Origin of the sequence: Gracilimonas sp. (assembly GCF_014762685.1) — a bacterium.
Classification (GTDB): Bacteria; Bacteroidota; Rhodothermia; order Balneolales; family Balneolaceae; genus Gracilimonas.
Genome location: NZ_JABURM010000006.1, coordinates 845,429 through 860,890 on the forward strand (window position 1 = coordinate 845,429; position 15,462 = coordinate 860,890).

The following is a 15,462-nucleotide window of genomic DNA, read 5'->3' on the forward strand; positions in this document are numbered from 1 at the left end:
TGTCTGGGAGATGACATTGCCTTTGGTCAACTCCCACTCATCACACAAACAAAATAACCATGCCCGCATAGGCAATGACCGCCAGGGTTCCGGCGAGGATGGCCAGGGGGAACTGGGTTTGGACGTGGTCCATCAGGTCGCAGCCGGTGGCGAGGGAGGAGAGGATGGTGGTGTCGGAAATGGGCGAACATTGGTCACCGAAAACGGATCCGCCAATCACGGCTGAAAAGCAGAGGGTGAGGAAAAACGGATCAGGAACGACGGCCCAGGCCAGTGGAATAGCCACGGGAAACACCACGGCGTAGGTTCCCCAGGAGGTACCGGTGGAAAAAGCAATGAGCATGCAGAGCACCATCAGCAGTCCCGGCAGTAGAAACGGCGGGATGACATCCCCGACCAAATCCACCACATAAGGCGCGGTACCTACGGCATCGGCCACCTCTTTCAGCGTGACGGCCAGTGCCAGTATAATGGCCCCGATGGTAACTCCTTTACAGCCGTCTATAAATCCGTCAATCACTTCTTGCAGCTTCATGCCTTTGGTCAGGGCAATGCCGAATCCAACCAATACCGCCAGTACAAAAGCCTCGGCGATCAGGAGGATAGAATCTTCGCCCATATTCAGCGCAAAGCGGGTGACCAGATACGGTATAATGGCGACTCCTAATAACGTGCCAATGGGCCCAAAGAAATCGATGAGTCCGGGCGTGTAGCTTTCGGGGACTTTATTCTGGGTGAGTTCATCGGCGGCCATGGGGGTGGCTTCTTCACGATCAAGTCCGCCCCCGGCGCGTGCTCTTTTGATGGCGGCCCTCATTTTCTTTCCGGGTACAAAAGGGAATTTATCCCAGGCAAAAAGCAGCGTCAGCAAAATGGCGAAGATGGCGTAAAAGTTATAGGGCAGGGCAGTGAAGAAAAAGGAAACGCTTTGCTGTGTGGTTTCAAACATGGGTAAGGTGCCGAGGATCAATCCTCCCACATAAAACGGCCACACGTTGAACGGAATGAGGGTGGCGGCAGGTGAGGCGGTGGAGTCGACCATATAGGCCAGTTCTTCGTGCGAAACGCGGTGTTTGTCGGCTACGGGACGAACGGTGGCTCCGGTCAGCACGGTACTGATGGTTCCGCCCTGGTGGAAGATGAGGCCCATCATCCAGGTGAAGAATTTGGCGGTTTGGGGTCCGCGCACCATTTTTTGACTGGCCCATGCGGCAAATTTTTCGGCTCCGCCGGTTCGGGTCCAGATCCCGATTAATCCTCCCAAAGCCCATAAATAAACGATGATAATCAGAGCAAAGCTTTCGGTGCCCACGGAGGGGATCAAAAAATCCTGTACGATGTTGAGCTGTCCGGAGATCACCCCGCCCAGGCAAATCCCGATGAAAAGGGCGCTGACCACTTCCCGCGTGTAAAAAGCCAGCACAATGGCAACCAATGGCGGCATAATGGACCAAATGCCATAGTGTCCGTCATATTCCGGAAAAACCTGGTTCACCCCGGCATATACCCCGGCGATAACGAGCGCCAATACGGCTCCGACTCCAATACGTCGTCGTGTTTCAGGGTCTTTCCATTTCTTCGTCGTTCCGGCAAAGTCGGCGCTCATAGGTGTCAGGCTTGGTTATGGTGCATTGGATGGTAGCAATTGGCGGGAGAAATGACAAATTGTGGGGTTGAAGTTCCAAGTACCAAGTACCAAATTCCAAAAAGGTCCGGTCGTTGCGAGGAGTCCGGGTGGTGGAATGCAGGGGAGGAATTTAACGCGAAGGATCTCACACTCAGATATGGCAAGTAGGTTAGCCCTTGAGATCCCTCGTGTTCACCGGTGTTGCCCTTTGCTTTTTGGCACGCACTCGGGATGACAACCTTTTTGAGACAGTTTTATTCATTTTATCTTGTTATGAAGCTCCTTCTTCGTAACGCCAGCTCGGAAGCTCTTGATGGTGTTGAATTGAAATGCGATGAACCGATGGACCGATTAGCGATGGACGATTTTTTACCTCTTGGCGGTGGATTGCGCAGCGAATGCGGAGCAAGACGGAGGGTGTTGGCGCCAGGGGCAAAATTATTCTACACATCATCATTTTCTCCAATGGCTTTGTTATAAATCAATTCAGGAATCCGAAGCCTTGGCGCCAACACCCCTCATCCCGAAAAAATCGGGACAGGAACGGCTGACTGATTTATCTCCCCTCAAGGGGAGACTTTCAAAATTCTAACTCCAATCATAATAATAATTATTCAGAACCCGTCATCCCGGGCAAACCGCAGCAAAGCGGAGGTGCCGAACCGGGATCTCCCTCCACATGGATTGCCCTCACCACAACCACGTTGTTGACTAACTTTGCTCGAATCAAGGAGATCGCGGGTCTCCGTATCCACTGCGCCCGCGATGACTCATTCTATAAAAACGATTTCATCCTATACAAGTCCTCTCCTTGCGGGGAGCCCGGGAAGCGGAATGCAGGGTTGGGAGGTTGATCGACGCGGCAATCTCCCTGATACGGACATCCAGGCATGTTTGGTACTTGGCCCCTGGAATATCTGAGCAACAGTTCTTACACGTATAAAAAACAAAATTGAAGTCCCATTATTCCGCTGAAAACGAGTCTTTGGGAAATATTCCCTGAGCTTCCTTCACAAATTTTGTATATTGAGAAGTCTTTTAGAAAAGACACGATCTTTGAAAATTGAACTATAACGCCAAAAATGAAAGAGGTGTAACCATTGTCTTTTGAAGAATTTGGCCTCAGCCCCGAACTATTGAGCGGGCTGGCCGACGTACGAATTGAAGAACCCACACCTCTCCAAAATGAAGTTATTCCACCGGCACTGCAAGGCAAACATATGCTTGTAAAACATGAAGCCGGTGATGATGGAGTATTTTTGATACCTGCATTACAAAAACTGACGACCAACGGAGAGGTTTCTGGCACACGAGTTTTAATATTAACCCCATCTATTGAGCGAGTTAAGGAAATAGACGAAACGGTTTGGGCTATGGGCTACCATGCTCAAATCAGCAGCGCGGCGCTTTCCATGAAAGGAATTCGCACTTTGCAAGAAGAAGCAATAAAAGATGGCGCACCGGTTGTGGTAGCAAACCCCGGCCGGCTAATTGAAATACTGGATACTAATAAGCTTAAGCTTCCCCACGTGGATCTCGTTATTATTGACGAAGCCCACGGCATGGAGAACTATAACCTGGTGAACCGGGTGAAGGATATCATGCAGCTGGTGGAAGGAGAACCTCAGACGCTTATTTTTTCCAAATCCAATAACAAAGCTACACAACAGCTTTCCCAGGCCCTTCAGAATGAACCGGAAGTGATTGGTTTTGATGAATCCGAAGCAGAAACAGCTGCGGAAGATACCGATACCAAAGAAGATTCCGGCGACCGTGAAGCAGAAACCAAGGCAGACTCCTCATCCGATGCCCAAGAGGATAAGAAAGAGAAAGAAAAACAAGAGCAGGAAGCTTTTGAACTCGATCAGGAAGAGGTGAACCGCAAGCTCAAGGAAGCGAGTGTAAGCGTGGTTTTGAATCCTGAAGAGAAGAAGAAAGAGGAAAAACCGAAGGATGAAGCCAAAAATCAGGATCAGGAAAATGATGAAGAAGTAGATCCCGATCCGGTTCCTGAAGATTTGACTCAGGCTTATATCTACGTACCCCCCAGAGCCAAGATTTCAACTTTACTTGCGCACCTTGAAAAAACTCTGACCGATAAAATCGTCGTTTTTGCTGCTTCCAAACGGACTACAGACCGGCTGTTCCGTATCATCCGCAAAAAAGGATGGGGTGTAGTCAGCATCAACGAGGGACTGAAGGAAGAATACTATAACGAGCGCTTCGGAAAATTCACCTCCGGCGACATGAAAATCCTGTTGGTTGGCGGATTGTCGGCCACGGAAGTTGAACTGGATGAAGTGAAGCAGGTCATAAACTATGATGTGCCGAACGAAGTGGAAGAATACAAGTACCGCGCCGAGTTGGTCGGGAGTGGCAAAGCGGCACGGATGGTGTCTTTAGTTTCCAAAATGGATAAAGACGACATCGATGAAATTGTGAAAAAAGTGGGCTATGCTCCCACCGAAATCCCGCTTCCGGAAGAAGTGAAAGAGAAAAAAAGTCGCGGCAAGAAATCCGACAAGAAAAAGAAAAGCTCTAATAACGATAAAAAGAGCAAAGGCCACGACAAAAAGAATGACGATCGCAAGCGCCGTAAAAAGCCGAATAAGAAAAAAGAGAAGAAATCCAACGGACTCCCGCGACCTAGTTACGATGGACTTTCCGGCGGTAAGGAAGGCAAAGGGAAAGACAAACGTCCAACTCCAAGCGGTAAAGAAGGCGCTTTCGGATGGATTAAAAAACTGTTCGACTAAGAGATCACAGGTTTTTTGTGATTTAGGGATTGCACAGATTTAGAGGCGCATCAGTTGATGCGCCTTTTTTTGTTTTGGGGAGGTGAGGAAGTTGCTGATTTCAGGGCCGGAGGACGGAGAACCATGGACCGATAATGAGATATCCGCGTTCAATCTTTTCCTTTAAACGTGGTCGAAAAGGCTTCTGAGAATTCTAATTTCACTCCTGTTTTCTTTAGGTAGATGATGGAAAGGGCCATAATCAATAAAATTCCTAAAATGCCTATTAAACCGGCTTCGGGGCCGAAAGCACCGCCGGTCCACCAATCGGGTCCGCCCTGCTGAATTTGAAAGATGGAGTTGCGGACTTCTTTGCCGCTTACCCGGAACCCAAAAATTCCGCCCTGAAAGAAATTCCAGGAGAAGTGCAGGCCGATGGGCAGGGCTAATCGTCCGGTTATGATGAAGGGAACGGCCAGCATCACCCCGGCCAGTATAATGTTAACAACAGCGGTGATTGTAGCATTGGGGTTTCCGGCATGGGCAATCCCAAAAAGAGCGGAACTGACGACGACAGCAATAATGGCGGCTTTTTGGGGAGTAATGGTGTCAAAAGTAAAGCCCTCGGTGATGTTGGGGATTAGATATCCGCGGGCCATCACTTCTTCATAAAACCCGACAGATATCATTTGAATAAAGAAAACCGATAAGGGAATCAGCCAGTAAACCTGACCGCTGCGTTCCCATCCAAATCCGGTGATTTCTAATCCGCCCGTAAGCCATTCAGTGAAAAAGATCAGGCCCATTGTGAGTCCGGCGATTAAAATCCCGGCCACACACTCTTTTATCCATGTTTTATCCATGTTTAATCCGGAATAGGACCATGACCTTTGGTCGACGAAGCGGTACATCACATAAAATAATCCCAGGGTGAGAAGGGCCCTTCCAATAAATTCAAGGGAGGTAAAGGGAATAAGGGAAGGAACACCCATCCCGAAAACGAATAACAGAATAAACATCAGTACCCGAAATAAGGCTCTCAGGCGTTGTTCTTCCTTATTAAAAAATGGATTTAGCATAAACAGAGTTTAATGGATGTTGGGATGCTTAGGTAGGGATTAAAATTGAAAAATTAAAGGCTAAAGATTAAAAATGAGAAAGAAAGAAGGGATTTTTTAATCTTTAATTTTGAGTTTCTAATTCAATAGATTGAGTGAAAGTAAACAAAATACACGATATGAAGAGATACGTACTTGAAGCCGAAAAATCTGTTATTGAAGAAACCTTTGGCGTGAAGTCTAATTCGGACAGCCTTTTTGAGCCGAATTATAACGTCATTTCAGGAAATATTATGCCGATTGTGATTCCCAAGGGAGAGGGCAGGCAGATTGTAAGTTCCGTCTGGGGGCTTAAACAGGACGGGAAAGAAAAGATACTTGTTGAGGCAGATCATGAGAAGGTTTTAAAAAAAGATACTCTGAAAGAGCTTGTAGTGGAATCCCCTTGTATTATTCCGGCTTCCGGATTTTATAAATGGAAAGAGACGGTGGATGATCCGCTTCCGTTTTATTTGAGGGTGCTGTCGCAGGAAGTTTCGGGCTTTGCAGGAATTTTTTCTTCCTACAAGAATAAAGAGGGGCGTACTTTGCATTCCTTTGCCGTGCTGACCATGCCCGCGAATGTCCTGGTTGAACCGCTTGATCATACCATGCCGGTGATACTGGACCCCAAAGAATATGACCAATGGTTAACGGGAGAGGGAGTTAGGATGCTTAAAAAAGGATTTTCCGGGAATCACTTACTTCCGGATATGTCGGTTTTCAGAGTGCCTGAGCTGGTGAATGATCCTGCAAATAATTCTAAAGAGCTTATTCAGCCTATTCCCAAACTTCGCAATTATGACGTAGAGGATGAGGGTTAGGGAATTAAAAATTAAAAATTCAAAGTGAAAAATTAAGAAGAGGCTTTTTAAGCCCTCCAATTTTTAATTTTGAATTTTTAATTTCCTGTGGGGGTAGTTCCGGGCTTGCCTTCCGTTGGGTTGTCGTAATAGCGAATGGTTGGGTAGGCGAAGTCAATGTCATCATGTTCGGCGAAGCGGTCTAAAACCGACTCCCAAATAGCTTGTGAAATGCCGCGGCGTCTTCGAGGGTCTGACAGATACCGGATGGATAAATTGATGCCACTGTCTTTGACGCTGGTATAAACTATAGGGGTGAGGTAGCGGTATTGAATCAGGTACGACTTTTCGGCTTTCTTGACTTCCTCCCGGGCTTGTTCTACAAATTCCTGCATATTTTCTTCTACTACTTCCTCTAAAATCTGTTTTGCCTTTTTCCAGTTACTTTCAAAAGTCACCAGTACCCCCATCTCATTCCAGATAAACTCAAAATCACTGGTATAATTGGCAATGTCGTCGGAAAATATTTTATGGTTTGGGACATGAATCACCCGTCCGGTACTTTGATCGGCATCCACCCAATTCCCTATTTCCAAAATGGTGAACTTGAACACACGGATATCAATGACATCTCCTTTGGATTGGCCTACCTGAATGCGATCACCGATATCAAATGGTTTTCGCCAAATCAAAAAGAGCCAGGCAGCGATGTCGGTTACAGGATCTTTAAGGGCAATGGCGATACCTGCAGAAAGTAATCCCAAAAACGTACCCAATGAACCTAAAGCAGCAAACCAAATCTGCCCAAGAATCAAGGCTCCGATAAAAAAGGCGATGTAGGTGGTGTTTTTACGCCACTTATAGACCGTTTTTTTGTTTTCTATATTTCTTCGAAGAACCCCGACGACAAATAATCTTATAGCCCATAATACAAGGATGATGACTAAGCTTTCTACTATTTGCACGGCTATACGCGGGGAACCGGCGATAAATTCGGTAATATTGTTTATGAATTCTTCCATCCGGACGATTTAATTAATTTTGAGTAGCGAATGCTTGGGATAGTATGCAAAATTGGGTATCTTTTCATCCTTCAAAAAAAGATAAGAATCTAATTACATGCTTTATAATATTATTGTAGGAGTTATTGCTGTTATTTGCTTCCTGTTAATCGTGGTGGTGCTTTTGCAACCCGGACAGGGACAAGGAATTTCCGGAATGGGTGGAGCCGGTGCCATCGGTGGCGGTGGCGGACTTGGTGCACGCCGAACAGCAGACTTGCTTTCGAAAGCTACCTCTATACTTGCGGCCATTTTCTTAACACTATGCGTACTTGCTAATTTTGCCATCGACCGCGGTGAAGTAGATCGCAGTATTTTACAAGAAGGAGTTCCCGGTGGGGTGAACGCGCCTATTGAAGCGCCTTCACAAACACAGCCGGCCATTCCTCAGCAGCAAGATCAAGGTAATTCAGAAGACGACGGCGAGAACTAAACCGCTTAAGTTTTATAAGAATTTAAAGCCCCGCACATAGTTTATGTGAGGGGCTTTTTTTATTTAATAAGGATTTTGCACATATATCAGGCTCAGGGGCAGGATGATTTTTAAATGAGCTTTTTTGTTTTATGGGTACGTATGTAAAAGAGAGAACAAAAACCCTATTAAACAGAACTTATGAAGCGGTACAACTCAAAGAATAGAAATTCACGGATGCTTTCGGCTTTAACCATGGTTGCATTGTTTGTGGCAGCCGGTTGCAGTAATCCCGGCGCCCAATTGCTTAACAAGGTGCCTATTAATTCAGTAGAAGTGGAAGTCCTGGATATGAACGGGGATGCTCTTCAGGGAGCTCAGGTAGAAGCTTCAAACGGACGTAAAACATCTACTGATGCAGATGGTAAGGCCAAGGTTCGCTTTGGCAGTGTAGGCATTCACTCCATTACTGTTTTGGCAGATAATTATATGCCTAATAATACCATCATAACCATGCCGGCTGACAGAGGTAAGACCATTACGGCTCAACTGGCAAATCAGGTAGAATTTTCGGGTATCAGCTTTGGCAGTATGAATATGTATCCGATGATGTTCAATTATCTGTTTACGGGCTACGGTTATCAGTTGGAGCTGGAGGATTATGCTGAAGGTGGATGGACGAAATGGCGCACGGATGATTCGGAGGGTGCTTATATGAAAAAAGCATTTTTGAAACAGCTTGATAACGGTCAGCAGTGGTGGCAAATCATCATGATGGACGGCTCCGGGGAAGAAGATGAACAATACATTGCCGAGGTTTTATTTTCAGAAGATCGCAATTCCATTGTCCGATTAAGAGAAAAAATCGGAGATAATGAAGCGCAGGAGAAGCCGGTCTCGGAAGGATGGTATAATGAACCGCAGCAATTAACACAGGAATCGGTTGAAGGGGCTCTTTCGGAAGAAAATATATCCGTAACTGTCCCGGCCAATACCTTTACAGCCGATTTACTGAACTTTGGGGTTGCTCCAGGTATTTCCATGAAGATGTGGCGGGTTTCTTCAAATGAAGTGCCTGGCGCCGTAGTGAAGTATGAAGTTTCTGAAGATAACGGGGAAAACCTGTCTTCCATGGAGCTGATGGATTTTGGAACCGACGCAGTTACTCAGCTGGAAAGTTATTAAAAAGAATATCGAGCTAACCTATAAAGTGCGATACCGGACAGGTATTGCACTTTTTTTATTACCGATTATCTGCAAAAAGTTCGGAGCTTAAATAGCGGTCACCGCGGTCGCAGGTGATGCATACAATCACGCCCTCTTCTAAATTTTCAGCTACTTTAAGTGCGGCAGCGAGTGCTCCTCCGCTACTCATGCCGGCAAAAATACCTTCTTCTTTAGCCATTCTTCGCGCCATCACGGTGGCTTCCTTTTCACTTACATCAAGGGTGCGGTCAACACGTTCGGCTTCAAAGATCTTGGGCAGGTATTCGGGTGACCATCGGCGGATTCCGGGGATGGAGGACCCGTCGGTAGGCTGAGTTCCAACAATCTGTACGTCAGGGTTTTGGGATTTCAAATACCGGGATACGCCCATGATGGTTCCGGTAGTTCCCATTGCGGATACAAAATGCGTGATCTTGCCGTCAGTATCTCTCCAGATCTCAGGGCCGGTGGTGCGTTCGTGCATTTTATAATTATCGGGATTGGCAAATTGATTGAGTTGAAAATAACCGTGCTCATCGGCCATTTCCTGAGCCAGTTCCCGGGAATACTCAATGGTTTTTTCCGCAGGGGTGAGGATTACTTCAGCCCCAAAAGCCTTCATGGATTTGATGCGTTCCTCTGTGGCACTTTCCGGCATCAGCAGCTTGATGTTGAGCCCTTTCATGGCAGCGATCATGGCAAGGGCAATGCCCGTATTTCCGCTGGTGGCTTCCACCAAAGTATCACCGGGCTTGATATCTTCGCGCTCCAGCGCCCCGTTGATCATCCCCAAAGCTGCCCGGTCTTTAACACTGCCTCCCGGGTTTTGACCCTCCAGCTTACAGTAGATGGTTACCGCTTTATTGACTGGAATATTCTGCAATTCAATAAGCGGGGTGTTGCCTATGAGTTCTTCGATTTTCATGAGTATGAGTTTTCAGAAATGATTCTGCTATTTATAAATAATCGTATCCGTTTCACCTTCGGAGTTGGACATTTTAGCCTGGTAATAGATCTTGGAATTAGCGGGTACACTTTTTGTCAGCCAGACATTACCGCCGATGATACTGCCTTCACCGATAACTGTATCCCCGCCCAGAATAGTTGCCCCTGCGTATATGACCACATTATCCTCAATGGTTGGATGACGTTTTTTACGGGCATCTTCTTTGTTTACGCTCAATCCTCCCAGGGTCACTCCCTGATAGAGTTTTACGTGTGAGCCGATCTTCGTGGTCTCTCCGATTACAACACCGGTACCGTGATCAATACAAAAATGGTCCCCGATCTCGGCTCCGGGATGGATATCAATTCCGGTTTGCCGGTGGGCATGTTCCGAAATAATGCGGGGAATGAGGTTTACACCAAGATTAAGCAGTTCGTGCGCAATACGGTGGGCGGCCATGGCATAAAATCCGGGGTACGTGCGAATGACTTCAGCTTTGCTTTTAGCCGCCGGATCTCCGTCAAAAATAGCATCAATATCTTGCAGCAGCAGCTGTCGAATTCCGGGAAGTTGCTCAAAGAAGGTATCTTCCAATCCGCTTAACCCGCTTTTAACACACTCTTTGTTATGATCGAGTATGGTTCTCAGCTCCGTTTTGCAGTGCTGCAGTTGTTCTTGTATTTCATGTTCATCCGTAAAACGGTTGAAAGCAAATTCCGGGAATAACAACCCCAGCAGATCATCAAAAAAAGTAATGACCATTTCCGGGGGCGGACATTTGGAAACGTCTTGATGGGCTTTTGCCAGTTCTTTGATAAAGGAGTGTATGTTATCCAAAATTATAGTCGGTTATGTGAAGCTATTGGTGAATTCCTAAATAGGTAACATTAAAAGTCCCCGGATCAGTTCGCGGGATTTTGGGAATTCCCTTTTTCTTAAAAATTAAAATCCAGGGCAATTTGCCAGCTTCCATTGCTTTGCTTTTCCCAAAGGATCACATAAATGCCGCCATCCCCGCTGCGTACCGAACCGGTAAAATATCGCCCGACTTCAAGCACTTGTCCTTCCGAGATATTCCAAAGCTGCTCGTTTTCCAAATCCACCTCGTAATTGGGGTTTTCCATGTAAGAATATCGATCAGCAATTTCGGCTCTGCCTGCCGACTTTCGCCCGTTTCCAAAATAGGTGGCGTCTTCAGTGTATGAAACTTCGATATGCGCCTCTGGATTGTGTTGATTGGCTAAGGTCACCCATTTCTCCCTTTCTGTGTCCAGGGCATTAATCCGTTTTTCATCCACCTGACTTGAAGGTGATTTTTGGGTCAGGAGTATATCAATTTCCTTTTTCCAGTTTCCACCTACATTGCGCCATCCGGTAAGCAAAACCAACTGATTTTTATCCGTGATCAGATTTCCTGCAGAAAGGTACCGATCATCAGCATGGCGAAATACTCGCCGGTGTTTATAGCTTTTAATTCCCGGGTTTCTCTGAGATTTAACCAATCGAATAAAACTTCCTGAGTCGGAGGAATCAATTTCAGCATAGGTGAAACTACGGCCTTCCCAATAAAAATCGGAGGAGGACTCGCCTGACTGTAATGTTTGTACCCATTGCTTTTGCAAAGTTTCAAAATCAGGTTGTGCAAAGGCGGATAAAGGGAGTAACAGTAAAGTCAGGGTGTATAGTGTTTTCATGGCATGAAGGGTTTACTTACCGATACAAAACCGCGAGAAAATCGAGTCTAGTACATCTTCATTGGTAATCTCGCCGGTAATGGTTCCAAGTTCTTTTAAAGCAGCCCGAAGGTCAATAGAAAGAAAGTCGCCGGTCATACCCTGAGCCAATGCGTTGAGTGCCGATTGTACATGTTCTTTGGTTTTTTGGAGGGCATCGCGATGACGGGTGGAGGTGACGAGCAGGCTGGATGCATCATAGTGTTTATTTTCCAGCGCGCGGTCTTTGAGCAACTGTTTCAGCTCTTTGATTTTTTCACCTTCGAGGGCGGAAATTTTGAGATCAAATTCTGTACGCCATTCTGTATCAGACTCGATATCAGCTTTGGTGCCAATCAAGATAAAAGGAGTATCTTTGGCCCGCGACTGAAATTCCCCGATCTCCCTGCGTTCTTCTTCACTGAACGGATGCGACAAATCTTTTAGATAAACTACCAGGTCGGCTTGTTCAAAGGCTTTTTGGGAACGTTTCACCCCTTCGGCCTCGATTACATCTTCCGTTTCCCGGAGTCCGGCCGTGTCGATGAGTTTAAAGAGTAATCCGTCATAACTCCAGTCCGCATCAATGGTATCGCGGGTGGTTCCGGCAATTTCGGTGACAATGGCGCGGTCGCTTCCCACCAATGTATTCAGTAAGGTGGATTTACCTGCATTGGGACGTCCAATTAAAACGGTCTTTACTCCGTCTTTAACCAAACGGCCGGTTTCATAGGTTTCCAGTAAGCCGGTAATTTCGGAATCCAGATCCTCCAGTAACTTTTGCAGCTGTTCTTTGTTGGCGAATTCAACGTCTTCTTCAATGAAATCCAGCTCCAGCTCAACCATGGCCGTGGCATCAATGATCTGTTGCCGGAATTTCTTAATGTGTTCTCCCAGCCGGCCTTCCAGCTGCTGATGGGCGGCATCGACTGCTTTGGAGCTTTTGGCGTGAATGAGATCGGCCACCGCTTCGGCCTGATCCAAATCCAGTTTTCCATTTAAAAATGCCCGCTGCGTAAATTCTCCGGGCTCAGCTGATTTCACTCCAAGCGCCAAAATAGTTTCCAGTACCGATTGCGTAACCAAAACCCCGCCGTGACATGAAATTTCCACCGTCTCTTCTCCAGTATAAGATCTGGGGGAATGAAAAAGCGTAACCAAGACTTCATCCACCGGAAAGCCCTGCTTATTCATGATCTTTCCAAAGTGTACCGTATGGGAATCCTGAGTGGTGAGGTCCTTGCCTTTGAACGCTTCATTTACTTTTGCGATAGCATTATCCCCTGAAACACGGATGACGGCAATACCGCCCTCCCCAACAGGAGTGGCAATGGCGGCGATGGGTGGTTTTTGTGTGATTTCTGTCATGGCCCAAAGATAGTCAGGATGTAATTAAAAGACGAAGTGACTCATTTTTTAAAATCAAAATTCAAATTATGCTATCCATTATGTAGATTCAGCTCAACTAACCACAATAAATACAACCCTATGAAAAAGATATTATATCTGATATTATGTTCCTTTTTTGTCGCTACTGCAATTCAGGCTCAAAGCTTTTCACCGGACCGCCCGGGAATTGGGAATGGTTCGTTTATAACGCCGGAAGGTATGCTTGGTCTGGAAGCCGGTTTTCAATTCAGCAATTCAGATTTTAACGAACAGTATGATGCCGGGCAATTGGTGCTTAGATACGGTATAAATGAGAAGCTTGAGTTAAGAGCTTTGATGGGTTCCTACACTTCGGTTGATCAAGAATTAATCGGAGGAAGCCGATCCTATTCGGGTTTTCAGGACATGGGTGTTGGAGTTAAATACAATCTGCTTTCCGGTCCTGACAAACCAAGTATTTCAGCTTTGGCAGAATTGAGTCTGCCGGTTGGTTCCGATGAATTCACAAGTGATGAATTTGTGCCGTCGTTAGGTTTGCTTGCCGATCACGCTTTAAATGAAAACATGAGCATTTCTTCAAATCTTGGATACAGTTTTAGTGTCGGTAATGTTGATGACAGCTGGTTGTTTACCCTTACTCCGGGTTTTGCGATATCTGATAATACGGCCGGATACCTGGGGTATGCAGGAATGTATTACGGTGGCTTTGAACAGCACTGGGTAGAAGGCGGACTTACGTTCGGCTTGAACAGCGGTGCTCAGCTTGATGTCAATTTTGGTTACGATACAGAAAACGAGATCACTTTTCTGGGAGCAGGATTTGCCAAAGGATTTTGATCTGCTAAAGAAGTTGAATCCACTTAAATATAACCTCGTCAATCAGCCGGTATGGAAAAATACATTTTAGCCTTAGATCAGGGAACTACCAGTTCCCGTGCCATCATATTTAACAGGAAAGGAGAAATAAAATCGGTAGCTCAAAAGGAATTCAGGCAAATATTTCCAAAATCGGGATGGGTTGAACATGATCCTGACGAGATATGGTTCACTCAGGCCGGGGTGGCAGCGGAAGCTATCGAAAAAATGGGGTTAAATGCGACGAACATTGAAGCCATCGGCATTACCAATCAGCGGGAAACCACCATTGTCTGGAATCGGGAAACCGGTGAGCCTGTTTACAATGCGATTGTCTGGCAGGATCGCAGAACGGCTGAATTTTGCAACCAAATAAAAGCTGCCGGCCATACGGATATGATTCAGGATAAAACCGGGCTGATCATCGATGCTTACTTTTCAGGCTCCAAGATCAAATGGATTCTGGATCATGTGGAAGGAGCTCGCGAAAAAGCGAAAGCCGGAAAGCTGGCCTTTGGAACGATTGACAGCTGGCTGGTTTGGAAACTCACGGAAGGAAATATTCACATTACCGATGCAACCAATGCTAGCCGAACTATGCTGTATAATATCAAAACACAGGAATGGGATGATGAGCTGCTTGAGTTGTTTGACGTTCCCAAAAACATGTTGCCCGAAGTGAGGCAATCGAGTGAGGTATATGGGGAGACTTCCGCAGCCATTTCTGATTCAAAAATACCAATCGCCGGAATTGCTGGGGACCAGCAGGCAGCCTTGTTTGGGCAAATGTGCATCCACAAAGCGATGGTTAAAAATACCTATGGAACCGGCTGCTTTATGCTGATGAATATCGGAGATGAGTTTATTAAGTCCGAAAATAACCTCCTCACTACTATTGCATGGAAAATTAACGGAAAGATTCAGTATGCCTTTGAAGGTAGTGTGTTTATAGCCGGCGCGGTAGTACAGTGGCTGCGTGATGGCCTTGAGCTGATTGATTCTTCGTCGGAAGTAGAGTCGCTTGCAACAAAAGTGGATGACACCGACGGAGTTTATTTTGTGCCCGCATTCGCCGGATTGGGAGCCCCATACTGGAATCAGGATGCCCGCGGAATCATTGTCGGGCTGTCTAGGGGAACCAATAAATCACATATTGCCCGGGCCGCCCTGGAGTCTATGGCGTTCCAAACCATGGATGTCTTGAAAGCGATGGAGGCGGATGCCGGAATGGAAATTAAGGAACTCAGGGTAGACGGAGGGGCAACGGCCAATGATTTTTTGATGCAGTTCCAGTCTGATTTACTTCAAAGTAAAGTGATTCGTCCCAAAACGGTGGAAACGACGGCTTTAGGTGCCGCCTATCTGGCCGGTTTGGCAACAGGGTACTGGGAATCGACGGAAGAAATACAAAAGCTTTGGAGCATGGAGAAAGAATTTACCCCTCAGCGAAATGCTGAAGAAGTTAGTAAGATGATGAGCGAATGGAAACAAGCCGTTAAAACAGCTCAATACTGGACAGAAATTAAGCCTGCTTAATTATCGTCAGGAAGCTCAATTAATTGGACATTATCATGTAATTCTCAATTTCATTTAGCCCCGATCATTATGTATGTTCGGAT

Annotated in this window: 14 protein-coding genes; 7 read left to right on the forward strand and 7 right to left on the reverse strand. The window is 46.3% G+C overall.

Annotated features, from left to right (window positions below):
- Positions 1–40: 40 nt before the first annotated feature.
- On the reverse strand, positions 41–1,606 hold the full coding sequence (locus tag HUJ22_RS13340; protein ID WP_290878195.1) for a Na+/H+ antiporter NhaC family protein: 1,566 nt from the start codon (positions 1,604–1,606) through the stop codon (positions 41–43).
- 786 nt (positions 1,607–2,392) lie between these two features.
- Between HUJ22_RS13340 and HUJ22_RS13345 the strand changes: the two genes are divergently transcribed.
- Positions 2,393–2,548, forward strand: coding sequence for a hypothetical protein (locus HUJ22_RS13345; protein WP_290878196.1), 156 nt, complete (start codon positions 2,393–2,395; stop codon positions 2,546–2,548).
- Positions 2,549–2,727: 179 nt separating this feature from the next.
- A complete protein-coding gene (locus tag HUJ22_RS13350; RefSeq protein ID WP_290878197.1) occupies positions 2,728–4,383 on the forward strand; it encodes a DEAD/DEAH box helicase in 1,656 nt (551 codons plus the stop codon).
- A gap of 149 nt (positions 4,384–4,532) precedes the next feature.
- On the opposite strand, the gene HUJ22_RS13355 is transcribed toward HUJ22_RS13350, so the two are convergent.
- Positions 4,533–5,441 carry a type II CAAX endopeptidase family protein gene (locus HUJ22_RS13355; protein ID WP_290878198.1) on the reverse strand — a complete coding sequence of 303 codons (909 nt, stop codon included), beginning with the start codon at positions 5,439–5,441 and terminating at the stop codon, positions 4,533–4,535.
- Between the two features lie 158 nt (positions 5,442–5,599).
- Here HUJ22_RS13355 and HUJ22_RS13360 point away from each other — a divergent pair, with 158 nt between their 5' ends.
- Positions 5,600–6,283, forward strand: coding sequence for an SOS response-associated peptidase family protein (locus tag HUJ22_RS13360; RefSeq protein ID WP_290878199.1), 684 nt, complete (start codon positions 5,600–5,602; stop codon positions 6,281–6,283).
- A gap of 77 nt (positions 6,284–6,360) precedes the next feature.
- Here the strand turns inward: HUJ22_RS13360 and HUJ22_RS13365 are convergent, their stop codons facing one another.
- Positions 6,361–7,284: a mechanosensitive ion channel domain-containing protein gene (locus HUJ22_RS13365; protein WP_290878200.1), complete on the reverse strand. Its 924-nt coding sequence runs from the start codon at positions 7,282–7,284 to the stop codon at positions 6,361–6,363.
- Between the two features lie 97 nt (positions 7,285–7,381).
- Between HUJ22_RS13365 and secG the strand changes: the two genes are divergently transcribed.
- A complete protein-coding gene (gene secG, locus HUJ22_RS13370; protein ID WP_290878201.1) occupies positions 7,382–7,756 on the forward strand; it encodes a preprotein translocase subunit SecG in 375 nt (124 codons plus the stop codon).
- Positions 7,757–7,936: 180 nt separating this feature from the next.
- Positions 7,937–8,920, forward strand: a complete 984-nt coding sequence (locus HUJ22_RS13375) for a carboxypeptidase-like regulatory domain-containing protein (RefSeq protein ID WP_290878202.1) — start codon at positions 7,937–7,939, stop codon at positions 8,918–8,920.
- Between the two features lie 58 nt (positions 8,921–8,978).
- Here the strand turns inward: HUJ22_RS13375 and cysM are convergent, their stop codons facing one another.
- From cysM to mnmE, 4 genes are all read right to left on the reverse strand, one after another.
- Positions 8,979–9,866 (reverse strand): cysteine synthase CysM, encoded by an 888-nt coding sequence (gene cysM, locus HUJ22_RS13380; protein ID WP_290878203.1) that lies wholly within the window; start codon positions 9,864–9,866, stop codon positions 8,979–8,981.
- Between the two features lie 27 nt (positions 9,867–9,893).
- On the reverse strand, positions 9,894–10,715 hold the full coding sequence (gene epsC, locus HUJ22_RS13385; RefSeq protein ID WP_366871103.1) for a serine O-acetyltransferase EpsC: 822 nt from the start codon (positions 10,713–10,715) through the stop codon (positions 9,894–9,896).
- A gap of 107 nt (positions 10,716–10,822) precedes the next feature.
- A complete protein-coding gene (locus HUJ22_RS13390; RefSeq protein WP_290878205.1) occupies positions 10,823–11,581 on the reverse strand; it encodes a hypothetical protein in 759 nt (252 codons plus the stop codon).
- 12 nt (positions 11,582–11,593) lie between these two features.
- Positions 11,594–12,967, reverse strand: coding sequence for a tRNA uridine-5-carboxymethylaminomethyl(34) synthesis GTPase MnmE (gene mnmE / locus HUJ22_RS13395; protein ID WP_290878206.1), 1,374 nt, complete (start codon positions 12,965–12,967; stop codon positions 11,594–11,596).
- A gap of 120 nt (positions 12,968–13,087) precedes the next feature.
- Here mnmE and HUJ22_RS13400 point away from each other — a divergent pair, with 120 nt between their 5' ends.
- Together HUJ22_RS13400 and glpK are read left to right on the forward strand one after the other, a co-directional pair.
- A complete protein-coding gene (locus HUJ22_RS13400) occupies positions 13,088–13,825 on the forward strand; it encodes a transporter (RefSeq protein ID WP_290878207.1) in 738 nt (245 codons plus the stop codon).
- A 51-nt stretch (positions 13,826–13,876) separates the two neighbouring features.
- Positions 13,877–15,379: a glycerol kinase GlpK gene (glpK, locus tag HUJ22_RS13405; protein ID WP_290878208.1), complete on the forward strand. Its 1,503-nt coding sequence runs from the start codon at positions 13,877–13,879 to the stop codon at positions 15,377–15,379.
- Positions 15,380–15,462 lie beyond the last annotated feature (83 nt).